General features: G+C 49.6%; 21 protein-coding genes. 12 read left to right on the top strand and 9 right to left on the bottom strand.

Translation table 11 applies throughout. The annotated features are described in order from the left end of the window. The first annotated feature begins 11 nt into the window (after positions 1-11). From lanKC to glmU, 4 genes are all read left to right on the top strand, one after another. Positions 12-2,741 carry a class III lanthionine synthetase LanKC gene (gene lanKC / locus AR688_RS17485; protein WP_068237042.1) on the top strand — a complete coding sequence of 910 codons (2,730 nt, stop codon included), beginning with the start codon at positions 12-14 and terminating at the stop codon, positions 2,739-2,741. Positions 2,742-2,801: 60 nt separating this feature from the next. Beyond that, complete coding sequence (locus tag AR688_RS17480) at positions 2,802-4,052, top strand: HlyD family secretion protein (RefSeq protein ID WP_068237039.1); 1,251 nt, start codon at positions 2,802-2,804, stop codon at positions 4,050-4,052. A gap of 10 nt (positions 4,053-4,062) precedes the next feature. Then, positions 4,063-4,413 carry a hypothetical protein gene (locus AR688_RS17475; RefSeq protein ID WP_068237036.1) on the top strand — a complete coding sequence of 117 codons (351 nt, stop codon included), beginning with the start codon at positions 4,063-4,065 and terminating at the stop codon, positions 4,411-4,413. A gap of 178 nt (positions 4,414-4,591) precedes the next feature. Continuing rightward, positions 4,592-5,956, top strand: coding sequence for a bifunctional UDP-N-acetylglucosamine diphosphorylase/glucosamine-1-phosphate N-acetyltransferase GlmU (gene glmU / locus AR688_RS17470; protein WP_068237032.1), 1,365 nt, complete (start codon positions 4,592-4,594; stop codon positions 5,954-5,956). Between the two features lie 165 nt (positions 5,957-6,121). On the opposite strand, the gene AR688_RS17465 is transcribed toward glmU, so the two are convergent. Further along, positions 6,122-7,261, bottom strand: coding sequence for a dicarboxylate/amino acid:cation symporter (locus AR688_RS17465; protein ID WP_068237030.1), 1,140 nt, complete (start codon positions 7,259-7,261; stop codon positions 6,122-6,124). 232 nt (positions 7,262-7,493) lie between these two features. Here AR688_RS17465 and AR688_RS17460 point away from each other — a divergent pair, with 232 nt between their 5' ends. After that, entirely contained in the window at positions 7,494-8,054 is a 561-nt protein-coding gene (locus AR688_RS17460; RefSeq protein WP_068237028.1) for a DUF1439 domain-containing protein, read from the top strand. Here the strand turns inward: AR688_RS17460 and AR688_RS17455 are convergent. Next, complete coding sequence (locus tag AR688_RS17455; RefSeq protein ID WP_068237024.1) at positions 8,051-9,847, bottom strand: flavodoxin domain-containing protein; 1,797 nt, start codon at positions 9,845-9,847, stop codon at positions 8,051-8,053. The genes AR688_RS17460 and AR688_RS17455 overlap by 4 nt on opposite strands. A 255-nt stretch (positions 9,848-10,102) precedes the next feature. Between AR688_RS17455 and AR688_RS17450 the strand changes: the two genes are divergently transcribed. Next, entirely contained in the window at positions 10,103-10,870 is a 768-nt protein-coding gene (locus tag AR688_RS17450; protein WP_068237021.1) for a DeoR/GlpR family DNA-binding transcription regulator, read from the top strand. Positions 10,871-10,926: 56 nt separating this feature from the next. Beyond that, a complete protein-coding gene (gene glmS, locus AR688_RS17445) occupies positions 10,927-12,756 on the top strand; it encodes a glutamine--fructose-6-phosphate transaminase (isomerizing) (protein ID WP_068237017.1) in 1,830 nt (609 codons plus the stop codon). 80 nt (positions 12,757-12,836) lie between these two features. Here the strand turns inward: glmS and AR688_RS17440 are convergent, their stop codons facing one another. Continuing rightward, positions 12,837-13,631 carry a DUF2971 domain-containing protein gene (locus tag AR688_RS17440; protein ID WP_068237015.1) on the bottom strand — a complete coding sequence of 265 codons (795 nt, stop codon included), beginning with the start codon at positions 13,629-13,631 and terminating at the stop codon, positions 12,837-12,839. 321 nt (positions 13,632-13,952) lie between these two features. Between AR688_RS17440 and AR688_RS17435 the strand changes: the two genes are divergently transcribed. From AR688_RS17435 to AR688_RS17425, 3 genes are all read left to right on the top strand, one after another. Then, the gene (locus AR688_RS17435) at positions 13,953-14,357 is read left to right on the top strand and encodes a helix-turn-helix transcriptional regulator (protein WP_068237013.1); all 405 of its coding nucleotides are present in this window, start codon (positions 13,953-13,955) and stop codon (positions 14,355-14,357) included. After that, positions 14,358-15,689 (top strand): type II toxin-antitoxin system HipA family toxin, encoded by a 1,332-nt coding sequence (locus AR688_RS17430; protein ID WP_068237010.1) that lies wholly within the window; start codon positions 14,358-14,360, stop codon positions 15,687-15,689. It abuts the gene before it with no gap. 83 nt (positions 15,690-15,772) lie between these two features. Next, entirely contained in the window at positions 15,773-16,891 is a 1,119-nt protein-coding gene (locus AR688_RS17425) for an SLC13 family permease (RefSeq protein WP_231732129.1), read from the top strand. On the opposite strand, the gene AR688_RS17420 is transcribed toward AR688_RS17425, so the two are convergent. Both AR688_RS17420 and AR688_RS17415 read right to left on the bottom strand, forming a co-directional pair. Further along, positions 16,884-17,468: a hypothetical protein gene (locus tag AR688_RS17420; protein WP_068237009.1), complete on the bottom strand. Its 585-nt coding sequence runs from the start codon at positions 17,466-17,468 to the stop codon at positions 16,884-16,886. The genes AR688_RS17425 and AR688_RS17420 overlap by 8 nt on opposite strands. Continuing rightward, positions 17,458-17,982: an RNA polymerase sigma factor gene (locus AR688_RS17415; RefSeq protein ID WP_068237008.1), complete on the bottom strand. Its 525-nt coding sequence runs from the start codon at positions 17,980-17,982 to the stop codon at positions 17,458-17,460. Before AR688_RS17415 ends, AR688_RS17420 begins: the two co-directional genes overlap by 11 nt. A 187-nt stretch (positions 17,983-18,169) precedes the next feature. Here AR688_RS17415 and AR688_RS17410 point away from each other — a divergent pair, with 187 nt between their 5' ends. Both AR688_RS17410 and AR688_RS17405 read left to right on the top strand, forming a co-directional pair. Continuing rightward, entirely contained in the window at positions 18,170-19,630 is a 1,461-nt protein-coding gene (locus AR688_RS17410) for an amidohydrolase family protein (RefSeq protein WP_068237005.1), read from the top strand. Between the two features lie 43 nt (positions 19,631-19,673). Then, entirely contained in the window at positions 19,674-19,952 is a 279-nt protein-coding gene (locus AR688_RS17405) for a superinfection immunity protein (RefSeq protein WP_068237003.1), read from the top strand. 4 nt (positions 19,953-19,956) lie between these two features. On the opposite strand, the gene AR688_RS17400 is transcribed toward AR688_RS17405, so the two are convergent. Genes AR688_RS17400 through AR688_RS17385 form a run of 4 tightly spaced genes read right to left on the bottom strand, consistent with a single transcriptional unit; the run spans position 19,957 to position 25,462 of the window. Next, entirely contained in the window at positions 19,957-21,054 is a 1,098-nt protein-coding gene (locus AR688_RS17400; RefSeq protein WP_068237002.1) for an MBL fold metallo-hydrolase, read from the bottom strand. 35 nt (positions 21,055-21,089) lie between these two features. Then, entirely contained in the window at positions 21,090-23,507 is a 2,418-nt protein-coding gene (locus tag AR688_RS17395; protein WP_068237001.1) for an ABC transporter permease, read from the bottom strand. Next, positions 23,500-24,201 (bottom strand): ABC transporter ATP-binding protein, encoded by a 702-nt coding sequence (locus AR688_RS17390; protein WP_068237000.1) that lies wholly within the window; start codon positions 24,199-24,201, stop codon positions 23,500-23,502. Before AR688_RS17390 ends, AR688_RS17395 begins: the two co-directional genes overlap by 8 nt. A 10-nt stretch (positions 24,202-24,211) precedes the next feature. After that, a complete protein-coding gene (locus AR688_RS17385; RefSeq protein ID WP_068236998.1) occupies positions 24,212-25,462 on the bottom strand; it encodes an efflux RND transporter periplasmic adaptor subunit in 1,251 nt (416 codons plus the stop codon). Positions 25,463-25,611 lie beyond the last annotated feature (149 nt).

Here is a 25,611-nt window from a genome sequence, read left to right as displayed (position 1 = left end):
CTGAGGTTTTTATGAGAGATTTAAATGCGCATCCGGATTTTTATATACCATTTGAATGGCGGCAGCCTAATTCAGAGTACTTTGACTTCGTCAGTAATATTATTCCGTTAACTTGGCGTTTAAGGCAAGACTACTTCTGGACCTACGCCATATCACCAGACAGCGCTGCCACTAAACCTGTGCAAGGCTGGAAAATTCATGTCTCCAGCCGCTGGGGTAATGAGTATCGGACTTTAGAAAAAGTGGTGCCGTTATGTATTGAGCACCAGGTAGAGTTTAAATTCGCTACAGACGGCAGAGTGTTAAAAACGCTGCTGGGGAAAAACTGCACCCGTTCTGCGTCCGGAAAATTTATTACCATTTATCCTACTGACAAAGCCATTTATATTCGGCTGATAGAGGCTTTATACCAAGAACTTAAAAACGAAGAAGGGCCATATATTCTGTCGGATAGGCCTTATAAAGACGCAGCTGTACTGTTCTATCGTTACGGTGGTTTTAAAAGTTTTGAGCAAAAAGATAACTTTAATCAAACAACAGCATGCATTATAGACAGTGAGTTTTGCTATACCGAAGATAAGCGTGATGCCTGTTTTGTCTTACCTGATTTTGTAACCGATGAGTTTGTGGCACCTGCTACTGAGATTGATACTGAAGATGACACAACTCTTTCTGATCAGGTTACAGCAACTACTGCTTTTGATGGCCGTTACGATATCAAGTCTGTGATTAAATTTTCTAATGCAGGTGGTGTGTATTTTGCTGAAGATATCCACAGTGGTGAAGAAGTTATTATTAAAGAGGCCCGCCCATATGTGGGCTTTGACTCAGGAGTTGACTGTATTGTTAGGCTGGAGAAAGAACACCGAATACTTACTAAGCTCAAAGACTTAGACATAGCACCAAAATCCTACGGCTACTTTCAGGAATGGCAGCATATGTATTTGGCGCAACAGATTGTTGCCGGACAGACATTGCGTAGTTATCAAGTGCAGCAAAGTAAGATTGTGCATGCGCAATCCAGTACAGAGCAGTTGCAACTTTGGGTTAAAAATACTATTACCATCGCTATTAACTGTATCAAAGCGTTGCAGTTGTTGCATTCAAAGCAGGTTATTTTTGGCGATTTGTCATTAAATAATATTATGATTGAACCAGACACGCTGGTCGTTAAATTGATTGATTTCGAAGGCGCCTGCGAGCCGGGTATCGATAAAGATGTCAATTTTTACACCCCAGGTTTTGCTAAAGCCGATCGCCTGAGCCGGGATTGTGTTGATTACTGTGACGACTATTACGCTATGGGGTGTGTGCTGGTGGCGATGTTTATGCCCAGCAGCACTATGCTGAATCTTAAAGCAGATTATGCGCAAGTATTTTTCCGTGAGTTACAGCAGGATTTTGGTCTGCCAGACGCTTATCTGAAGTGCATCACTTATTTACTGCAAGATCCGATACCAAGCTTGGACATTTGTATTGAAATGCTGCAGCAGATAGATGTTAGTCAGATGCACGCATTGGTGTTGAAAACCGATATTAGCTTTCAGCATTTAAAGGAGAGTGCCGAGCAGATTATCAATGGAGTACTGAAATACAATACGCATTATTTGCAACTAGATCGCCATGAACGTGTATTGCCATTTGGTCCTGAGTTTCAGCAAGCAATAGCGGTAGACCACGGCGTCGCTGGCGTGGCTTATGCCTGGAACAGATTGGCCGGACAAATACCTGCTGAAATGCTGAACTGGCTAGAACACAAAGCAGCATCTTGTGGTGATGCCTTACCCGGTTTGTTAAACGGAACTGCCGGTTATGCCTGGGTATTGCAAGAGCTGGGTTCTGAAAAACTTGCAGGCAGGATGCTGCGGCAAACTGCTACTAATCGTCAGTTATATAGCAATATGTCGTTGGGCTATGGTGCGGCAGGGTATGGCTATACGCTGTTACGCCGTTGGCACAAAGTCGGGTTGGCTGATGATTTAGCCGCAGCAAAAAAAATAGCGGCTGTGTTGTTATTGCAGGCAACAGAACGTGACGGCGCGCTGTACTGGGAAAATCATGATCAGCCAGCTGGTATCGGTGTTGGTTTGTGGGAAGGCGGCAGCGGTATAGCGTTGTTTTTATTGTATCTGTACTGCGCTACGGTGGACAAACAGTATCTGGAAGCCGGTAAAAAGGCCTTACAGGCTGACCTTAACTTTGGTAAAGATACCAACGGCTCTTATGGCTTTCCTAAGCGAAGCAACGTTTCGATTCTTTATCCCTATCTTGGTTATGGCACTGCCGGGGTTGCCAGTGTTGTGTTGCGTTATTATGCGATAACTGCTGAGAGTCAGTATCTGGATTTTATCCATGCTATTAAAACGTCTGTTTCGTCAAAGTACACTATTAATTCGGGTTTATTCAGCGGTGTGTCCGGGCTGGGCAACTATCTGCTGGATGCTTATGAATTCCTCAATGATCAGAGTTATTACCATTTAGCCTGTCAGGCTGCTACCGCGTTAAAAATTTTTGTAATTGAACGTAGCGAAGGTATGTGTTTTCCGGCAAACAACCGGACTAAGGTTAATGTAGATTATGCTGATGGGTCTGCTGGTAGCGCCTTGTTTTTACAACGTTTAGTGTTAGGGGGGGAAAACTTCAATTTCATGTCCGATCAGCTGATTTGGGATTATCTGGCCAGAAGCCCTCAGTTTGATGTGTCTTCGTCTGGTCATCAACAGGCACAGTGTTATGTATGACAGTTATGCAGTAAGACCAAATTTACTACAGGTAATGTCAGGCACGGGGCGGGAAATATCATGAGTTCCGATAGTTTATTCAGGGCTGAAGCAGTACAACATCAAGGAGTTAAGCTTGATGGGAGTGTGGTGATTGCACAACCTATTAAAGTGTCTGTGCTGGTCGGTATTTTGTTATTGGTGGTGGTCATGGCTGTATTATTTCTCAGTCAGGCCTCTTTTAACCGCAAGGAAACGGTAGTTGGGTATTTAAAACCTGATCTGGGGCTGGCGCGCGTGGCGCCACAGCGTTCCGGCACTATCGTTGAATTATTTGTTGCTGATGGGGACAGTGTTAGTGCAGGCCAGAAACTGGCACTGATTTCATCAGAAGAATATCTGGCGCACGGGAGTAACTTAAGCGGCCAGCTTTTGTTGTCACTGGAGCAACAACAGCAGACTTTGCAGCTCAGGCTGGATGAGTACCAGTTACTGTATATCCAGCAACATCAAACTTTGCAGGACCGTATTGATAATCTGCTGTCGCAACTAACCGAAATCCGTTCACAGCAGCAACTGATGCAACAGCGGGAGTTGTTGAATAAGCAGCGGTTAGCTGATATTGAAACTTTGCACCGCGAAGGACATATTTCCGCCACAGAGCTTAATAATCAGCGGGAACTGTTGCTCAGCATGCAGCAGCAGCGTACGGAGTTATTGATTAACTATCAGCAGCAGCAGGGGCAGCTAATTCAGCTAAAGTCACAGCTTGCCGCATTACCGCGGGAGCATGAGCAGCAGAAAGCTCAGTTGGCAACCGAACTGGCGCGTTTATCGCAACAGCACTCGGAACTGTCAGCGCGCGGTGAAATATTAGTGACAGCTCCGGTTGCCGGGCGGATCACCAATTTAGTGGCTCAGGCCGGCGGCATGGCGCAGGCCGGCAAATCGATGCTGACCATTTTGCCTGAGAATAGCAATCTGTACGCCGTGTTGCTGGTGCCAACCCGTGCTTTTGGTTTTATTCAACCCGGCCAGGAGGCCCGCTTACGTTATGACGCTTTTCCGTATCAACGCTTCGGCTTGTATCGCGGTAAAGTGGTGCAGCAGTCAAAAGCCATTTTATTACCCAATGAAGTAGACATGCCGGTATCGCTTACCGAGCCGGTATACCAGGTTAATGTGCAACTGGATCAGCAGCAGATCGCCGCTTATGGCGATCAGGTGCCGTTGCAGGCCGGTATGCTGCTCAGTGCTGACATTATGCTGGAACAACGCAGCCTGCTCAGCTGGCTGTTTGAGCCGCTATTCAGCTTGCGTGGCAGGTTATAGGGAGCAACATATGCATCGGTTATTGATAATCGGGCTGTTTTTGTCTGCTGTTGCGGTGGCTGCACTGTATCCTTATGCCATCTATATCCGTGCGGCAGAACCACAGCCGTCTGACATGCAGAGCGAACAGCCATTGCTGCATTTCTGGGCAGATAAAAAGCATGCTAACTGGTTTAGTGTTGGCAGTTTGTACCTGTTGCAACATGAAACCTATCAGGTTAGTGGCAGGTTGTTTTCCATTACACATGCTACAGCGCGGCCAGATGAAATCAAGCTGGGATTTTATCTTGAAACGGCGGAATTACCGATAGTGACTGAGCACCAGATATTCAGCATCAGTGAAAGGCATACTGCTGAATAGCACCCCGCTAAAATGCCTTAGTTTATGCGTGAGAGTTATTACCTCGGGTATAACAAACAGTAAAGTAACTGAGCTGTATCTGGATATTCAGCAAAACTTCACCCTGGCCCTGTAATCTGCTGCGTTATCTATTAGAATAACCACACTATCGATGAAGCATGATTACAGGGATTCTTTTATGGCATTAAATGTAGTGATTCTGGCGGCCGGTAAAGGTACAAGGATGAAATCTGATTTACCCAAAGTACTGCATAAAGTGGCTGAGCGGCCAATGGTGCAGCATGTTATTGATACCGCCCGCGCCCTGGGCTCAGCAAAACCACAGTTGGTATATGGCTACGGTGCCGATGCGCTAAAGGCGGGCCTTAGCGATCAGCCATTGCATTGGGTATTACAGGCTGAGCAGCTGGGCACCGGCCATGCAGTAGCGCAGGCGATACCGAATATTGCTGATGATGACACCGTACTGGTGTTATATGGCGATGTACCACTTACCCGTTTAGAGACCTTACAGCAGTTGCTGGCGGTAAAACCGGCCAATGGCCTGGCGATTTTAACGGTAAATTTGGCCAACCCCACCGGTTATGGCCGTATAGTGCGGCAAAACGGTAAGGTAACCGGCATTGTCGAGCAAAAAGACGCCACGCCGGAGCAGTTGAAAATAGCTGAGGTAAACAGCGGTATTATGGCGCTGCCGGGCAAACAGTTAAAAAGCTGGCTGGGCCGGTTATCAAACAGCAATGCCCAGGGCGAGTATTACTTAACCGATGTTATCGCTATGGCACACAGTGAAGGTGTGGAAATTGCCACTGCGCAGCCGCAAAACCCGATGGAAGTAGAAGGTGCCAATAACCGTGTGCAATTAGCGGCGCTGGAGCGGGCTTATCAGCTGCGTAAAGCCGAAGAGTTAATGCTAGCAGGTGCTAACCTGCGCGATCCTGCCCGGCTTGATATCCGCGGCACGGTTGAGGTGGGCAATGATGTGATGATCGACATCAATGTGATTTTTGAAGGCAAGGTAGTGCTGGGTAAAGGCGTGACTATTGGTGCTAACTGTATTTTAAAAGACTGTGTTATCGGCGATAACACACAAATTAAACCGAATTCAATGATTGAAAAGGCTACAGTCGGCAGCGATTGTTCGGTAGGTCCTTATGCCCGTCTGCGGCCGGACAGCGTGATGCTGGACGACAGCCATGTCGGTAACTTTGTTGAAATGAAAAAAACTACCTTAGGCAAAGGCTCTAAAGCCAACCATTTAACCTACCTGGGTGACGCTGTGATTGGTGCCAAGGTAAACGTTGGTGCCGGTACCATTACCTGTAACTATGATGGTGCGAATAAGTTTGTCACTACCATTAAAGACGGCGCCTTTATCGGCTCGAACAGCGCCTTGGTAGCACCGGTTACGGTAGGCGTTAATGCCACAATCGGTGCCGGCTCGGTGCTCACCCGCGATGCGGCAGATGGTGAGCTGGTGGTTGCCCGTGCCAAACAGCGGCATATTGGCGATTGGCTGCGGCCGGTAAAAATTAAAAAGTAAGTTAATAAAACAGCCCGTAATTGCGGGCTGTTTAGTTTTGCTGCTGTAAGCAGGTTGGAATCCCGGATCGGTTACCACAGAGTGTCTGAGTCCTGCCGCAGGCAAGGACGAGTTGCTGTGGTGAGCCGGAACGGGAGTTGCAACCGGCAGTTCTGCGCGTAATCCCTAATCTGCTTTATCGACCAGAACCGCTATAGCACCGTCGCCGGTAACATTACAGGCGGTGCCAAAGCTGTCCTGTGCCATATAAAGTGCGATCATCAGTGCAATGGCGCCTTCACCAAAGCCCAGCATGCTTCCCAGTAAGCCAACTGCCGACATTACGGCGCCACCGGGTACGCCGGGCGCAGCCAGCATCACTACGCCTAAGGTTAAAATAAACGGCAGCATGGTAAACAGTGACGGAATTTCCAGGTTACTTTTCATCATAATTACCGCCACAGCACAGCTGACGATAGTAATGGTAGAGCCGGATAAATGCACAGTGGCGCAAAGCGGCACGGTAAAGTTGGCTACATCTTCTTTTACACCGTTGTTTTTGGTGGCCTGCAGCGCTACCGGAATCGTTGCCGCGCTCGACATGGTACCCAGCGCAGTAAAATACGCCGGCAGCATATTTTTGATCAGGCCAAATGGCGATTTACCGGCCTTAATGCCGGCAATAACAAACAGCGAGCAAATCCAGACCCAATGCAGCACTATAGCCAGCACCAGCACTATGCCGAAGGTTTTCAGCGTAACAAACACCGAACCTGCTGCTGCCATTTGGGCAAATACACCAGCGATATACAGCGGTAAAAACGGAATAATAATTTTAGTTAGCAGCAACTGAATAATGTCGCGGCCCTGATCAGATAACTGCTTTAGCGAGGTAGCCTGCGTACTGGCAATTCCCAGGCCAAAAATAAACGCCAGCGCTAACGCGGTCATCACACTAAATACCGGTGGAATATTCATTTCGATATAAGGCGTTAAATTTACCCCTTCAGTGCTGGCTAAGTCAGCTGCTGCTGGCGCCAGCAACGGAATAACCAGCGTAGCTACCAAAAACGCCAGCGTGCCGGCGGCAATAGTTGATAAATAAGCTATGCCCAAAGTGCGGCCAAGTAATTTACCGGAGTTTCTTGGTAAGGCAGCAATGCCACTGGTAATAAAGAACAGGATCAGCAGCGGCACAGTAAAAAATAACAACTGGCCAAACAACGCTTTAAAGGTAATTAAAATTTGCGTAAGCCAATGCGGTGCATAAAGCCCCATCATTATACCTAGCAAAATACCGGCAATTAATTTTAGGATCAGTAACATACAGTATTCTCGTTCTTATAAACGCTTGGCGGCAGCCGGCAGGCAACCGCGTACAGAGGGTGTCGCGTCAGAGCATACCATAAGTTGTTTATGCTGACTGCGCTTTGCTGGTCGGCTGTGTTTCACGTGGAGCAACTTATATTCAGGTAAAAGTCAGTCACTAAGCGTTATCGTATTGCCGTGTTAAACTAAGCTCAATTCAGACTGGATAGTACATAAGGAAAGGGAAAACATGCGCAAGATAATGCTGTTAATCATAATGACGTTAGTGGCGGCGTGCAGCCAGTTACAGCAAATGTCGGCATATAACGTTACGGAGACAGATTTAGAGCAACTGTTGCGCCAGCAAATACCCAAATTAACCCGCCAGGCCAATGTGGCAGGTATTCCGCTAAAAATGCAGGTAGAAAGCATGCAGGTGGAAATAGGCCCGGACAACTCTGAAGTGATACGGGTTAATACCGCTGCCACTGCTGCGCTGTCATTGTTCGGCTTAAGTTATCCGGCCAATATGCAACTGCAGGTAGAAGGTGTGCCTTATTATGATGGTACAGAGAAAGCAGTATACCTGCGCTCGGTTAAGTTGCTGGGCTCACAGATTGAAGCTGCCGGTTATCGCGGTAATCTGGCGCCGGTAACCAATGAGTTATTGCAGTTGGTTAACAGCTATCTGGCAGCGAACCCGGTTTACAAGCTGGACACCTCTAACCCTACCGTTAAAATACTTACCGCGGTGCCGGTAAATATGGCCGTGCAAAGTGGCCGCATCAGTTTTACGGCGGGTAAAAACTAATACAGATCGCGCCGGTAGCGGCCTTGTTGTTTAAGCTGCGCTAATCCGGCCTCGCCAACAACCTGTTGTAGTACCTCATGCACGGCTTCACCCATGCCGTGCAGGCTGCCACAAACATAAATAGCCGCGCCCTGCGCCAGCCATTGGCGTAACTGTTGCTGCTGCTCAGCCAGCACATGCTGCACATAGCACTTTTCGGTCTGGTCCTGCGAAAAGGCCAGGCTGCAATGGCTGATAAAACCCTGCTGCTGCCACTGCTGAATATCACGGGCAAAGAAAAAATCACTTTGTTGTTTGCGCTCGCCAAACAGTAACCAGTTTTGCCGTTGGCCCAGGGCAACACGTTGTGCCAGTAAGGCACGAATACCGGCAATGCCTGTGCCGTTGGCGATAAAAATAAGCGGTGTGTTACTGCTATCAGCCGGTAAATGAAACTGGTTATGGCTACGCAGGCGAATTTGCACCGGTTGCTGTTCCATCGCCCAGGCCGTTAGCCAGCCAGAGCCAATACCCAAAGCACCGTCATTACATTGCACCTGGCGTACCAGTAAGGTTATCGGGCCCTCGCCGGGTACCGACGCGATAGAATAGTTGCGCAGTGGCAGCTTGGGCTGGGCTGTCAACCATTGCGCTAACGATTCGCCGTTGGCCGGTGGTTGCACTTTGTCCAGTTGTAGCTCGGCCAATGCCCAGCATAGCGGAATGTGCCGGCCCTGATAATGCACGGCCTGGCAGCCATTAACTAAATGCCGTGTTAGCCACAGGGCTACGTTGCATTTGCTGTTTTCCGGCTGAATTTCCACAATGTCGCCGGCTTGCCAGTGAGTGCCGGCTGGCGCTTGCAGCTTAACAATATAGCAAGGCAAGCCGGTGCTGGCCGGGTTGGCAATATAGCGGCTGCTAAGGCTGGCCTGCAGCCAGCTAGCGCTGGTATCTATTGTTGGCGCTTGTTGTGCTGTTAAGGGTGCTGTAAAGCCGGTAAGCAGCTGCTGCCACTGTGTTAATGCCGCGCTTTGCCGCTCAGAGCTGTCCAGCTCCAGCAGCGGTTGTAGCGCTTTTGCTTCACGGCTGTGCAGCCACTGCTGCAACCAGTGGCCAAAGGCACAAAACTGCTGATAGCTGCGATCGCCCAGCGCTAATACGGCAAACTGCAATTGATCGAGCGAGCTTTGCCACTGCTGTGCCAGCTGATAAAACTGGCTGGCATTGTCAGGCGCCTCACCGTCGCCATAGGTACTTACCACAAAAAGCGCTTTCTGATATTGGTTAAGTTGGTGTTGGGTTAGCTGGTTCAGCTCTGCCAGCGCAACGCTAAAGCCTGCTTGTTGCAGCTGTTTGGCGCTACTTTGCGCCAGTTGTTGCGCCATACCAGACTGGCTGGCATAGCCCACCAGCCAGTTTTGCCCGCTGGTAGCAGGGGCTACGGATTGCTTTTTCACCGCCCAGCAAAGCCGTAGCAGCAAACCTGTAATGGTTAGTTGGGTGCTTAGCCACAACCACTGCGCCTGGGGCTGAATAAAAGGCGCTTGCGGCAGATAAAACCAGCACAACAGCGTAAGAATTAACGCCAGCAATAAATGTTGCTCAAGCCAGGCAGACGCCGGCAGTTTTTTTACCGCAGCAGAGTAAGGTTTAAAGCGGAAACTGGCGATAAGCGCCGCTAGGTTAAACAGGTAAAGTAATGCCAGGCTACCCGGTTGCAAGGTATCGGCAGAATAAAGGTGGTACAGCGGCAACAGCAGCAATAATACTAAATTCAACCACTCCAGCTTGGTTTGCCAGCGCTGTAACATAAAGCCTCAAAAGAAAAACAGGGGTGGCAAAACCCACCCCTTAACGTGCAAGACAAGTAAAACAACGACCAGAGAAGCCCATCCGGGGCCCGGAACTACCTTCATCCCTGAACGCTACAAACTATAATACGACTAATTCTCAAATGCAAATGGTTCTCATTAAATAATTGCTGCAAATGGGTATCGTAACGTTTTGCTTGCAAAAGCAGCAATAGCCAGTAAAATATCTTTCGTTTTGAAACTTAAGCGAAAGAAATGAATAAACGTAACACCCAACAACGGCGGCATCTTATTGTTAGCCAGCTGCAGCAACAGGGCGAATTGTCGGTTGAGCAGCTGGCCGGGCAGTTTAATACCTCTGAAGTGACTATTCGTAAAGACTTAACCGTGTTGGAGCAAGCCGGTTTGCTGTTGCGCCGTTATGGCGGTGCCGTGCCGGTGCCGCAGGATTTTGTCAGCGACTCCAGCTTAGAGAAAATTTCAAAGCGAAAGCTAGCAATTGCTAAAGCGGCCGCCAGCCTGATCAAAGATCATTACCGCATTATTATCGACAGCGGCCGCACTACTGCCGCCTTATTGCCCGAACTGGCGGCAAAACGTGGCTTAGTAGTCATGACAAACTCACTGGCCATTGCCAATACCCTGCGTGAGCTGGAAAACGAGCCCACGCTGTTAATGACCGGCGGCACCTGGGACCCGCAATCTGAAGCTTTTCAGGGCCAGCTGGCAGAACAAATGCTGCGCAACTATGATTTTGACCAGTTATTTATTGGTGCCGATGGCATAGATTTAGCCCGGGGCACCACCACATACAACGAGTTATACAGCTTAAGCCGGGTAATGGCAGAAGTAGCCCGCGAAGTTATTGTAATGCTTGAGTCCGATAAGCTGGGGCGCAAAATTCATAATCTTGAATTGCCCTGGGCTATGGTAAAAGTGCTGATCACGGATGAAGGCTTATCGTTGGCCGACGCCAAACAAATTGAACAACAGGGTGTTAAGGTAATACGGGTTCAGGCCTGATTCACCGCCACACCTTAACGTAACGTTATAATATTTAAGATTTCCGGAGAATAATTATGTGTGGAATAGTCGGCGCTGTAGCGCAACGTGATGTAGTGGATATTTTGGTTGAAGGCCTGCGCCGTCTGGAATACCGTGGTTATGATTCGGCCGGTGTTGCCGTGGTAAACAGCGCTGGCGAGTTAACCCGGCTGCGCCGCCTGGGTAAAGTAAAAGAACTCGCCGACGCCGTAGCCGCTGCCCCGGTAACCGGCGGCACTGGTATCGCCCACACGCGTTGGGCAACGCATGGCGAGCCCAGCGAACGTAATGCCCACCCGCATGTTTCCAGCAATATTACCGTAGTGCACAACGGCATTATTGAAAACCACGCACCGCTGCGTGAAGCCTTACAAGCCAAAGGTTATGTATTTACCTCCGACACTGACACCGAAGTTATCGCGCATTTAGTTGAAGAAGAACTAAAAAGCGCCGGTAGCCTGTTAGCCGCAGTACAAAAATCGGTTAAGCAACTGCACGGTGCTTACGGCACTGTACTGCTGGATAAAACCGACGCCAGCCGCGTTGTTGTGGCGCGCTCAGGCAGCCCGCTGGTAATTGGCTTAGGTATTGGCGAAAACTTTATTGCTTCTGATCAACTGGCACTTCTGCCGGTAACCCGCCGTTTTATCTTCCTGGAAGAAGGCGACGTAGCCGAAATTACCCGCCACAGCGTGCGTATTTTTGATAGCAACGGCAACGCGATTGAGCGCGAAGTGCATGAGTCTAACGTTAGTTACGACGCCGGCGACAAAGGCCAGTACCGCCACTTTATGCTAAAAGAAATTTATGAGCAGCCAAACGCTATCAACAACACATTGGAAGGCCGCTTAAGCAGTGATTCCGTACTGGACGAAACCTTTGGCAACGGCGCGGCCGAGCTGTTTAAAAAAGTAAAACACGTACAAATCGTCGCCTGTGGCACCAGTTATCACTCCGGCATGGTAGCGCGCTACTGGTTAGAATCCTTGGGCGGCATTTCCTGTAACGTTGAAATTGCTTCTGAATTCCGTTACCGCAAATCATTCGTGCAGCCAAACAGCCTGCTGGTAAGCATCTCCCAGTCGGGCGAAACCGCTGACACCTTAGCAGCACTGCGTCTGGCCAAAGAAGCCGGTTATGTTGGCAGCTTAACCATTTGTAACGTGGCTGGTTCATCACTGGTGCGCGAATCTGATCTGGCCTTTATGACCCGCGCCGGCGCGGAAATTGGCGTAGCCTCAACCAAAGCTTTTACTACTCAGCTGGTGGGCCTGGCCATGTTAACGCTGGCGATTGGTAAATATAACGGCTTAACCGCAGCACAGCAGCGTGAACTCACCGAAGCGCTAAAAAGCTTACCGGGCAAACTGGAACAAGCCCTTACGCTGGCACCACAAATTGAAGCCCTGGCCGAAGAGTTTGCCGATAAACACCACGCACTGTTTTTAGGCCGTGGCGATCAGTACCCTATCGCAATGGAAGGCGCGTTAAAGCTAAAAGAAATTTCGTACATTCACGCTGAAGCGTACGCCGCCGGCGAGTTAAAACACGGCCCGCTGGCGCTGATTGACGCCCAGATGCCCATTATTGTGGTAGCACCGAATAACGACCTGTTGGAAAAGCTGAAATCGAACGTTGAAGAAGTACGCGCCCGCGGCGGTATTCTGTACGTATTCGCCGACGCCGATGCTAAATTCCAGTCAGACGCTACTATGCGGGTAATCAATGTACCGCACGTCGCCGACATCCTGGCACCTATCGTCTACACCCTGCCACTGCAGTTACTCAGCTACTACGTCGCCATTATCAAAGGCACTGACGTAGACCAGCCACGTAATTTGGCGAAGAGTGTTACTGTAGAATAAATTCAGCGCTAAAAATACAAAGGCCATCAACAGCATACCGTGATGGCCTTTTTTGTTCTTCAAGTATTTAAAAGTGCCGACTAATTTTTTTCTTTTATTCCAAAATTTCGATCTAGGCGCATTTCAATGTAATTAAAGTTATTCCCCAATTCCCTTTTTACGAACTTTTTAGTCGCTGAAGATACATTTATACCGAAATAAATATTCAGAGTTCTAGCGTTCATGACGCTGTATAACTTATTACCCTCTAATCGAGCAATTCTCCATTCTTTCTCATATTTCCAGTGGATGCTTTTTGTATATAGCATTTCAAGTAGCTTTCCTGATTTTTCGGAGAACGCCTGATTAATTGAAAGCACAGGTTGTCGTTGCCGGTATCTAACTTTATCCAAGCCTCTCGTGTTTTCAGGAATGTAATATTCAACACAAATGCCGGAATGGTTTTTTGCGTAATGAGTCCACATTAAGCAATTTGAATTAGTTTCAGAAAGGCTTAGAACTCCCATATTAGACATTCTTACTTGAACAAGTCTTTTGGTAAAACTGTGTAGTAGAGGTATTGAAATCGATCCGTTGTCATATAGAAGTTTATACCTTTTTATTACATCACTTTTAGTTTTTGTTCCTGGAAGTTGTGTTGCCAAATAGTCGATTTCGTCACTACTTAATTCTTGAATGATTTTTTCGGTTTCTCTAAATCCTTTGGGTTCTCTGAATTCAGGCTTGCAATCAAATGGGTCGTTAAGGTTTTCTGGTTTGGCAAACCAAAAATTGTTGTTCGCAATAGATGCAAGACGCATCTTGTTGTCTATTTTAGCTTTGGTACTTCCTGCATTTGATGGAGTTACTATCGGCATATATTTGAATAGTTGCATATACGTACCATTGCCAAATTTTTAGAGTTAGATTACCTGTAGAATTGATTATTTCAACCTCAAAACACTGGCTTCGACACTACCAGCCATATAATTACCAGCACTGTGGCGGGTAGTGTCACAAGTGCCAGATTGGTAAACCCTTTATGGTAAAACTGTACCAAGGCCTGCTAGTGCGGTGACCTTTCTCCTGCACTCTAAATTTACAACCAATATGTTGTAAATGATGAGTACATCAAATATGTTGTATTTTGGCTTTACAATACAAATGTTGTAAAGCATAGTTACAACATCAGTGTTGTACATTGCGGCGGCGAACTTATGGACTACCCATTACTATCACCTTCACAGCTGAGCGCCTTTGTAGAGGGGCTAAGAAGGCAAGCCGGCTATACTCAAACGCAAGCCGGGGAACTGCTTGGCATATCGCAGCAAGCTTACGCTCGCATAGAAAAAGCGCCGGAGAAAATCAGTGTTGAGCGCTTTATGCTGATATTAAAGCTGTTTCAGGCGCAATTATCGGTAAAATTTACGCCCGGTTTAAAAGCGCTACCGCGAGAAGCTTGGCAGACAAAAGACAAAACGATTGTTCAGCAGCGTAGATTAGCAAGCGAGAAGCCTGACAAGCGGGATGTTGTTAGCAAAAGCAGTAAATCAGACTCATCCGGTTTAACAGATAAACCGCAGGTAATCGTTAAACCAACCGGTAAGAAGTCGAGCTGGTAAATGAGTAAAACTACCAAACTTGATATATGGATGAATGGGTTGCGGGTTGGTGTATGGCAACCAGGCAAAAAGCTATTTCAGTATTACGATGAATGGGCATCCAGTGAATATGCGCGAAGCTTGTCGCTATCGCTGCCGCTTGTGCCGGGTAACCTGATTTATAGCGGTGATGTGGTACAAAACTACTTTGATAATCTGTTGCCGGATGCAGATGCGATACGTCGTCGCATTGCGGTAAAGTTCAAAGCTCGTTCTACAGATACAGCAGACCTGCTTAGCGCTGTAGGTCGTGATTGCGTAGGCGCTATTCAGTTGGTACCGGCTGGCTCGGAGATACCGCCAGACGAAGGAATAGTAGGTTACGCATTACAAGAAGCAGAAATAGCGCAGATCTTAAGAAATACCACATCGGACAGGCCGGTAAATTTACCACATCACCATGATGGACTAAGGCTGTCGATTGCTGGCGCTCAGGAAAAGAATGCTTTGCTTTATTTCGCTGATACCTGGTGGCTGCCTGCAGGGGCGACAGCAACAACACATATTCTTAAGCTACCGCTTGGTTTAGTTGGCAACATGGCAGCCGATATGTCCACGTCGGTAGAGAACGAGTGGCTATGCTCGCGCATCGTTCACCATTTCGGCCTACCAGTCGCCAAATGCGAGCCATTGGTGTTCAATGATGATATCGGTCCCGTTAAGGTGTTATCGGTTGAACGGTTTGATAGAAGATTTGATCCACAAGCTGGCAAACTTCTGCGCATACCACAAGAAGATATGTGCCAGGCTTTTGGGGCTAATTCACTTCGCAAATATGAAGAAGATGGCGGTCCTACAGCACGGGATATCATGCAAAAGCTAAGGTTTAGTAGCAATGCGGATGCAGACTGCCGGAATTTCTTTAAAACCTTAGTCGTTTTTTGGCTGATGGCGGCAACGGATGGCCATGCAAAAAACTTTTCGATATTTCTTCAGCGTCAGAGTAACTATGCCATGACACCCCTTTACGATGTGCTATCTGCACACCCGGTAATAGGAAAAAAAGCCAATCAGATCCCAAAGCAGCGGGTGAAGCTTGCCATGGCTGTTGAGTCGAAGCATCGCCACTATCATGCTTTTATGATTCTTGCGCGACAGTGGATCGAGTTTGGCAAAAAACTGGGCCTGCCGGATTTTGTTGTACTTGATGTACTGACAGAAACTCATGCTCAGGTAGATAAGGTAATTAATCTGGTAATACAGGAGCTACCGGCAGACTTTCCCCCACTGGTGAGTGAAAGCATTTTTGCCGGTATGGTAGCGATGAACAAGAAGTTGGCTGCTTTTCAGTGACAGCAATGCTGTTACGAAACAGAGTTTATTCAACTCAGCACTTGCGTCAGCATTCGCGCTAGAATAGCTGCATAATTTACCTTATGCCTTTTACTACTATGCCACTGATACGCCGGGTGTTATCCCGTGTTACGGAAGATTATTTGCTGCTGGCGTTGCTATTGCTGCTGCCACTGTTGTTATGGTTTAAGCCAACAGCACCGGCGGGCCTGGTTGCGTTGGTTGACTGGCATACGGTAGCGGCGCTGGCGGGTTTAATGCTGCTAAGCCGGGCGTTGGAAGACAGTGGCTACCTTGCACGGTTTGCCGCCTGGCTGCTTAAGCTTTGCCATTCACAGCGTATGCTGGCAATACTGCTGGTGTTATTTGCAGCATTGTTATCTGCCATAGTAACCAACGATGTGGCGTTGTTTATTTTGCTGCCAATCAGCTTAAGTATTGGCCGGTTAACCGGCGTGCCGGTGGGGCGGTTAATTGTTTTTCTGGCACTGGCGGTGAATGCCGGTTCCAGCCTTACGCCGATTGGCAACCCGCAAAACCTGCTGCTGTGGCAGGCTTCCGGTTACAGCTTCTGGCAGTTCACATTGATGATGGCACCGTTAGCGCTGAGTTTGTTGTTGCTGATCCTGTTATTAAGCTGTGCCGCATTTAGTGGCAACAAGCTGAGTATCGCAGTGCCTCATAACAACAGTCATGATAACCGTCGCTTGTTTGGCTGGTCGCTGGCCGGTTACCCGCTGTTTATTCTGGCGATGGAATGTCAGTTAGCGCCCTATGCCGCGTTGCTGGTACTGGCGCTGTATGTGTTGCTAAAACGCAGTGTGGTAACGGGGATCGACTGGTTACTGCTGCTGGTATTTATGTTGATGTTTATCGACTTGGGTTTGCTGGCACAATTACCACTGTTGCAGCAACTGGCCGTGCAGTTAGTTGCCCTGCCAAATGGCAGCTACACGGGGGCGGCGTTCTTGTCGCAGCTTATTTCTAATGTACCGGCCGCCATTTTTCTGCAGCATTTTACTGATGACTGGCGTGCACTTAGCTGGGGGGTAAGTGTGGGCGGCTTTGGTTTGGCTATTGGCTCACTGGCGAATTTAATTGCCTTGCGGCTTAGCAAACAACCAGGGCTGTGGCGCGAGTTTCATTACTGGTCGCTGCCGGTGTTTGCCGGCAGCTTAGTGTTGGGATGGTGGCTTAGTTAAAGTCTGCTGCCAGTGCGGTTAATTGCTGTAACTCAGCGGCTTTTTGCTGAGCTTTTAGCTGCAGCCGGTATATGGCAAACAGGCAAAGCGGCGATGCTATCAGGCTGTAAAACAACAGCAAGTCGTTGGAGACATCTGCCAGTTGCCACCACTGTAACAGCCAGAGGATCAGCGTAAATAACAGCAGTGCCACGCAGCTTAGCTGGGTGTAACGGTAGTAGCGCAGGCTTAGCTGGCAGGCTCGACAGCGAAATTGTAACAGCCCGCTGCTGCTCCAGTTGTCATAGGCCAGAATAGGCCGGTGCACCTGCCAGCTAATATACAGGGTGCTGCATGCGCCAAGCGCAAGGAACCCCGCTGCGATATAACCCAGCCAGCCCGGCAGGGCTAATATTAACCAGCAGGCGGTGGCTGCCATCACCAGGGCACCAAGCCATTCGCCGTACATTAATAGCCGCTGCTGGCGCTGCCGTTGGTTCGCCAGGGCTAAATCTTGCGCGGTTGGCGCGGCTTCAGTTGGGGTAGGCTGTTGTTGCCAGCTTTTTGCCAGGGTGGCAAAGTCAAAGTTATCTGCCATTTTGCATTAACTCCATTAATTCTGTTTTAGCGCGGTTTAACCGCACCCGCACGGCACCATGGCTGATCTGCAAAATATCGGCGATCTCAGGTGCGTCTAAATCTTCCATGGCCAGTAATATTACCTGCCGGTTGGCGGGTGACAACCGCCGTACCGCTTGCATCAACTGCTGGCTTTGTTGTTGCTCACCTAACTGCTCTGACGGGCAATCATCAAGCATCTGCCGCTGCAAGTCTTCTTCCAGTGGCAGCCATTTATGCCGCTGCGCCCGGGCAATATGATCTACCGTTACATTGTGTACTATGCGAAATAGGTAAGCGCGCGGCATGTCTGCAGCATGCAGCCGGCCGGCAGCCTGGTGCAGTGCCAGAAAAATATCCTGTTTTAAATCCTGCCGCGCTGCCGGGTCGGCTTCAGACGCCAGCAAGGTGCGGCTTATTGCGCCCTGATTTTGTTGCCATAGCTGCAGTAAAAACTGCTCCGGCGTTATTGCGCTGGTATTGGATACTGTCAAAAACCCCTCGCTGATCAATGTTTTATTGTTCTTGTTAACGTTATCACTGTGTCATAAGTAAGTCTGCCGGCACAGGCAAAGTGTTACATAAAAAAATAAAAAAAATTTTGTAACAGTGCACAAAACAACCACGACTTATCCAGCAAACACGGCAACTTATCACAACGTTATACCGGAGAACCTTACGATGAAAAAATCACTACTGGCATGCCTGATGGCCAGCCTGGCGCTGCCGCAGGTTTGTGCTGATACCCCTTCTCACATGCCGCAGGAAGCGGTGCTGTACCACAATGCCACCTTGCTGGACCCGGCAACAGAGCAGCAGCTTAACGATGGCTGGTTACTGGTAAAAGACGGCCGCATTGTGCAAATGGGCCAGCAACAGGCTGATGCCAGCTTACCTGCAGTAGCAAAGCAAATTGATTTACAGCAGCAGTACGTATTGCCTGGCCTTATTGATGTGCACCTGCACCTGACCGCCGGGCCACACCGGGTTGAGATGCAGGATGGCAAGCCAGTACTTACCATGCAAGGCCATAGTCAAATTACCCGTTATCACGCGCTTAGCACCTTAGCCACCGGCGTTACCACCGCCTTTAGCCCGGCTGGTGAGCCAGAGGCTAATGCCGAGTATGCCCGCCAGCAGCAAGCGGGTAACTGGCCTGGCCCAAAGTTTAGCTATGCGGGGTTTGTGTTTGAACCTACGCCAATTTTAGGCGGCTCGGTGCACCCGAAAGATGAGGCCGGTTGGCAGGCCGAAATTGCCAGCCAAAAAGCGCTTGGCGTGCAGTATATAAAACTGTATCAGGGCCTGACGAAAGATGAAGTCGCGATGGGCGTGCGTTTGGCCAAAGCGGCCGGGTTAAAAACCCTGGCACATCTGGACAATGTTAGCTGGCAATATGCGGCGGACCTGGGTATTGATGCCCTAACCCATGCCCTGCCAACAAGTAGCGAACTGTTAACCGGCGAGGGCAAAACCGCTTATCTGGCCGAGCGCAACATTCCACACAGCGCCCGGTTTATTTACAGCTGGTTTAAGCATGTTGATTATGACAGCGCCCCAATGCAGCAGCTTTTCGACACTTTGGCGCGCCAGCAAACTCATGTCGATTTAACGCTGGTTGTCAACGAGCTGGTGTACTTCGCCCGTGAGCTGGACAGTTTATATCCGGAGCAGGATATGTGGGTGTATCACCCGCAAATGCGTAAGCGCTGGCGTGCGACGCTGGCCGCGCCCAGTTATGACTGGACAGCAGAAGAGCTGGCCACCGCACAGCAACAAATGCCCAAAGTACAGCAATTATTTAAGCGCTTATATGACGCCGGTGTGCCGCTGGCCATTGGCACTGACAGTGTGGCCAGCGGGCCGTTTTACTTGCGTGAATTACAGCTTAGCCAGGGCGCTGGCCTGACAAACTGGCAGGTGTTGCAACTGGCTACAGCAGGCGGTGCCCGCCACCTTGGTTTAAGCGACACGGGGCAGTTGGCAGAGGGCTTTGCCGCCGACTTTATTGTGTTAACGGCCAACCCGTTAACCGATCTTAAGGCGCTAAATACGGTACATACCGTGGTACAGCAAGGCAAAGCCTGGCAAGTGGATGAGCTGAAAGCCCAACTGTCTATGTTGGCCGATATTGAACTTTAACGCTGATTTTCTTAATTAACTTAAATATGAAGAGGATATAAAGATGGAAACTTTACAACAATTTATCTCTGCATTTAGTACTGCCTGGCAACAAGCCGACTGGGTATTTCTGCTGCTGTTTGGCGTGTTTTTTATAACGGTGTGGTTTTTACCCAGCCTGCTGGCACTGGTGTTTAACCGCCAGCATGCCGGTAAAATTGCCCTGCTTAATATTCCTGCCGGTTTTTCCTGGATAGCCTGGGTAGCGCTGGCTGTTTGGGCAGTTACCGGCAAGCTGGGTGACAAACTTGCCGCTAAAGCCCGGTTAAAGCCGGTGGCCTGATACGTTACAAGGCTACACTGTCACCTTCGTTTAAAATCAGCAGCGGCACCTGGCTATTCAGTTGCTGCTGCATATGTAGCAGGCGTAGCAGTGGTGAGTGTGAGCTGTGATCGCCCATCTGCCAGCTGGCATTACCATACCCCCAGGGGATCATTACTTTACAACCCAGCTCTGCTGCGGCTACTAAAGCATCTTCCGGCGTGGTATGCACATAGCGGTACCAGTCACCGTCTTTATCATGATGATAAGACGCAATAGGTATCAGGCAGATATCAATATCGCCATAGCGCTGCTGAATATCTTTAAAGTGCCCGGAATAGCCGGTATCACCGGCAAAAAACAGGGTTTTTCCGCTATGCTCCAGCAGCCAGCCACCCCACATCGCCTGGTTATGATCATTAAACAACTTACGGCTGTTAAAGTGGTGTGCCGGTACCAGATGGATATTCAGCCCATCCAACTGGCTGTGGCTATACCAGGCTTGCTCCACAACGTTATAGCCGCCTTTAGGCATATAATTAGCCATACCTAATGGCACGTAATATTTAGCCGTAGCGCCTATTTGCGCGATGCTGGCATGGCTAAAATGATCGTAGTGTAAATGCGAATATAACACCGCATCGGTAGCTGCCAGTTGTTCTTTGGTCAGCCGGGGAGTGTAGGGCCGTTTTATAATACCGGCAAAATGCTGCGCCCAGCTTACCGGCCAGTCAAACTGGCCGAATACCGGATCAATTAGCAGTTGCTGGCCATCAGGGGTATTAACTAAAAAGCTGGCATGTCCCAACCATTGCAGGCTAAAACCAGTATCCAGCGCAGGTGACTGCTGCGGCCCGGTGTACTGGCAATCCTGGGCAGGTGTTTTGCAACTCACTGCAGGATGCGCCGGATAGCAATCTGCTTCACAGTTTGCCGGATATTGGCGCTGTTCTACCGGTGTGCGATACACATTACGGTACATGCCTTTATACTTGCCCTCTGCTACCTGCTCAATCAGTGCATCTGCGCCCAACTGCTGCTCTACCTTGTTGGGGGTACTGCAGGCGCTGAGTAATACCGCGCTGCCAAGCAGCGCGGTGGCAGAAACTAAGGTTAGTTTCATTAATAATCCTTTATTTATCATTGTTATTATTTCGCTTATTGCTGTCTTAATACCATGGCAGGTTTACGCCCTGCAACCTGCCAGGCCAGAGTGGCAACAGTGCACCAGCAAATAGCGAAGGTAGCGGCTGCGGCCAGCAAGTACCAAAGCGGGTTCTGGCTGATGCGCACGCTAAACTCAGCCAGCCAGCTATCCAGTGCCAAAAAAGTGGCGGGAATGGCAAGTACGGCGCTAATTGCCATCAGCCTGATATATTCGCTGGCCAGCAAATTAACCAGACTAAAGCGCCCTGCACCCAGCACCTTGCGCATTGCTACTTCGCGTGAGCGCTGCTCGGCACTAAAGGCGGCTAAACCAAATAAGCCGACACAGGTTAAAGCAATGGCCAGTGCAGCAAAAATAGCAATAACCTTAGTCTGGCGCTGCTGGTTCTGGTACATGGCGTTGTAGTCATCACTTAGCCAGCTTAGCAGCAGATCCTGACGTTGCAGGCGATCAGTCAGTAGTTGCTGCACTTTGCTGCGGGCGCTAAAGGCTTGTTCTGGCCGCAGATTCAGCAGGATATTGCCGTACGTCATGGGCGAGCGGCCGCAAATCAGTATTAACGGTTCCTGTTGTTTTAGGGCTGAGCCTATCTGGATATCTGCAACTACCCCAACAACTTTCATCTGTAAAACAGGATTGTCGCCGGGTAACAGCCATTGCTGGCCGATGGCGTCCTGCACCTGGTTATAGCCCGCTTTACGTGCCAGTGATTCAGTAATAATAACTGCAGCAGTTGCATGATCGCCATGCGTTTGATACCAGTCGCTTTGATAGGTTTCACTAAAGTCACGCCCGGCCAGCAAGGTAAAGCCCGCAGTTTTGACAATGTCAAAGCCTGCTGCCATCTGCGAAATAGGCGGCAGAGCGTTATCCTGGGTTTGCCCCGGCAACTGAATATTCATCGCCTGAGAAACAGTGTCTGTAAGCTGCATATCCATTATCGAAGCGGCCGTTACGCCTTCAACCTGCCGCAGGCTTTGTAGCAGGTTTTGGTTGCCCGCCCAGAATACCTGCTCATTCTCAATACCGGAAACCATTAACCGGGCATCACGCTGATAACCGGTGGGCTGGTTTTGCAGCAGTTGCAGTTGTTGCTGTAATACTGCGCTGGATACTAACAAACCTATAGTAATCGCACCCTGTAGTACCAATAAGCCCTTACGCAGCAAAAGTGCCGTATTACCGCGCTGAAAATCACCGCTTAGCACTTTTTTGGCATCAAAGGCCGAAATAAATATCGCCGGATACACACCTGCCAGCATGCCGACACTTAGGGTGCTGCCAAGCAAAATCAGGCCAAAACTGCCAAAGTAGTGCAGTTGCAGCGGGCGGTTTACCAGCAAATTAAACTGCGGTAATACCAGCTCGACTAACACGGCTGCAAATAAACCGGCGCAGGCAGCAATTAATACTGACTCCAGCATAAACTGCACAAACAACTGGCCACGGCTGGCGCCCAGCGCTTTGCGCACACCGACTTCTTTGGCTCGCATGGCGGCGCGGGCGGTGCTCATATTAATAAAGTTAATGGCGGCAATCAGCAGCAATAAAGCCGCCAGTAACAAACAGATATTCACCGTACTGGCCGAGCCATTCACTTTAAATTCGTAAGCCAGGCTGGAGTGCAGGTGAATATCGGTAAGTGCCCGCAATTGCAGTTCAGTAATGTGCCGGCCGGTATAAGCCTGTTCGTTTAGCTGGGCAGATAACTGCTGTAGCAGAGCGCTGTGATCAATGTCGTCAGGCAGTGAGATATAACTGTAAACATTATTCATTGCCAGGCGGCTGGCAGCTACTTCATCGCTGAGCCGGCGCAATGACCCGGCCTGAAAATGGCTCTGCTCTGGCATACGGTACACTGCGCTAACAGTAAAACGCTGTTCGCCCAGTTGTAACTGCTGGCCGGTCACATTGGTGTTACCAAATAACCGCTTAGCTTCCTGTTCAGATAACGCAATCAGGTTGGGTTGCGCCAGTGTAGCGGCCAGATCGCCAGACAATGTGTCTATCTGAAAAAAGTCGGTGATATTAGTATCCACCGCTTGCGGCCATTCCAGTGTCAGCTGCTGGCTGGAACCGGCCAGGCGTAGCGCCGGTGCGCCGGTATTAATGCGTGTTACCCGGATACGGTCATCATAATTGTGCAGCAGATCTTTCATCGCCGGGCTGGAAATAGGAAAACGCTGGTTTACCGGGTTAAAAAACTGCTCCAGCCGGTAGGTATTGGCCGCATTGGGGTGCATTTTGTCAAAGCCCAGCTCGTAACTGGCATACAGTAAAATCAGCAGGGCCGACGCCAGTCCGGTGGTTAAGCCCAGTAAATTTAACGCTAAATGGGTTTTATGCCGCAGCACTGCACGCACGCCGGTGGTGAAGTAATTGCCCAGCATTGCCAGTGAATTACGCATATTTGGCCTCCATCTTTGCTTCCATGGCACGCTCGGTAATAATCTGGCCGTCCAGCATCCGCACTATGCGGCTGGCGTAGCGTGATTCATGCTCAGAGTGCGTAACCATCACCACTGTGGTGCCGTCGTGGTTTAGCTGGCGCAGCATCTGCATCACTTCTTCACTGTTTTTTGAGTCCAGGTTACCGGTAGGTTCGTCGGCTAAAATCAGCGCCGGGTTAATTACCAGCGCCCGTGCCACGGCCACCCGCTGCTGCTGGCCACCGGATAGCTGCAGTGGCAGGTGATCAGCGCGGTGGTCAATTTGCATACGTTTTAATATTGCCTCTACCCGCTGCTTGCGCTCGCCGGCCGCCACGCCCTGATACTGCAGCGGCAGCTCAACATTTTGAAATACCGTTAGCTCATCTATCAGGTTAAAGCTTTGAAACACAAAGCCCAGCTGGGTTTTGCGCAGTTGTGCCAGTTGTTTTTCGCTGTAATTGGCAATATCCGTACCCTGAAATAAATAGGCGCCTGAGCTGGGGCTGTCCAGCATGCCTAAAATGCTTAGCAAGGTAGATTTACCGCAGCCTGATGGGCCCATAATGGCCACAAAATCGCCCTGCTGAATATGTAAATCAATCTGGTTCAGAGCGGTAGTTTCCAGTTCGCTGGTGCGAAATACCCGGTTTAATTGTTGTAACTGGATCATGATGCTGTCCTTATTGTTGTAATTGAATAGTATCGGCTTGCTGGAATTCGCGATAGCCGGAAATAATCACCTGATCACCGGCATTAAGGCCGCTGACAATTTCAATCTGGTTGGCGCTTTGTTTGCCCAGCGTAACGGCTTGCTTACGCGCCATGGCGGTGCGGCTGTCCAGCACATACACATACTGGCCTGCGCTGTCGGCTAAGTAGGCGCCGCGTGGCAGCACCAGTGCGGTTTGTTGCTGCTGCTCCAGCAGCAGGTTCAGGTTAACCGACTGGCCGCGTTTTACGCTGTGTTCGCCCGGCAGGGCAAATTCAAGCTGAAACTGATTGTTTACCACCCGGCTGTCGATGCGGCTTACGGTAAGTGGCAACTGCTGCTGGTTCAGGCTGGCTACTGCCTGCATACCGGTGCTAACGCGGCTTAAGTAAAATTCGTCTACGCTGGCCACCAGCTTGTAACGCTCTGGCAGGTCAATCTGGCCCATGCGGCTGCCCGGCGCGCGTGATTCACCGGCTTCTACATTAAACTCGCTTAAATAGCCGCTTACCGGTGCGCGCACCAGTAGGTTTTGTACGTTTTGCCGGGCAAACTCCAGGTTTTTTGTCAGCATGTCTACGCTTTCGCTTAGCTGGCTAAGTTGCTGCTGGCGGATGGCTTCTTCCTGCTGCTGTTGCCGCTTTGTCAGTTGTAAGCGTTGCTGCTGGTAGCGTAAGTCCTGTTGCAGATTTAGCAGGTGTTCCTGGGCTAACACGCCGGTTTTTACCAGTGGCTCGCTCTGGGCCAGATTACGGCTTAGCGTGGTTATCTGATGCTCAATATCCAGCACATCGCGTTGCAGGTTCAACCGGTTGGTTTCTATCGTCATTTGCGTGTTGCGCAAAAAATTCATCTGCTCGGTTACCTGAGCTTCGCGGCTGATTAAATCCAGCTGCAAGGCAGTGTTGCTTAGCTTAACCAGGGGCTGGCCCTGCTCAACAAACTGGCCTTGTTCGGCCAGTTTTTCCTCTACCCGGCCGCCTTCAATCACATCCAGAAACACCGTGTGCTGCGGCAGTACGTTGGCGCGCAGTGCTATGCTTTCCTGCAGGCTTTGCTGTTGCACTATGGCAGTACTGACAGAGCTAAGTGGCAGCAATACCGACATTTGCGCACTGGCCTGCCAGTTAGTGCCAAACCAGGCAGTGGCGGCCAGCAAGCTAAACACAACAGCAGGCTTTATCAGCCGACCTTTGACACTGGGGCTTATCTTCTTGTCCATCTGTATGCTCCGAAAAAATAGCGATGCGAGTTAGTGTTGTTAACGCAAAGGCCATGCCAAACACTAAACATTTAAAATTCAACACTTTATAGTTTTTTCGGTTGCGATGGTGTCCGCTGGTGGTACAGCCAGGTGTCCATTAACGGACA

Origin of the sequence: Rheinheimera sp. EpRS3 (genome assembly GCF_001513785.1) — a bacterium.
Taxonomy (GTDB): Bacteria; Pseudomonadota; Gammaproteobacteria; order Enterobacterales; family Alteromonadaceae; genus Alishewanella.
This window is presented reverse-complemented; position numbering and strand designations above follow the sequence as displayed.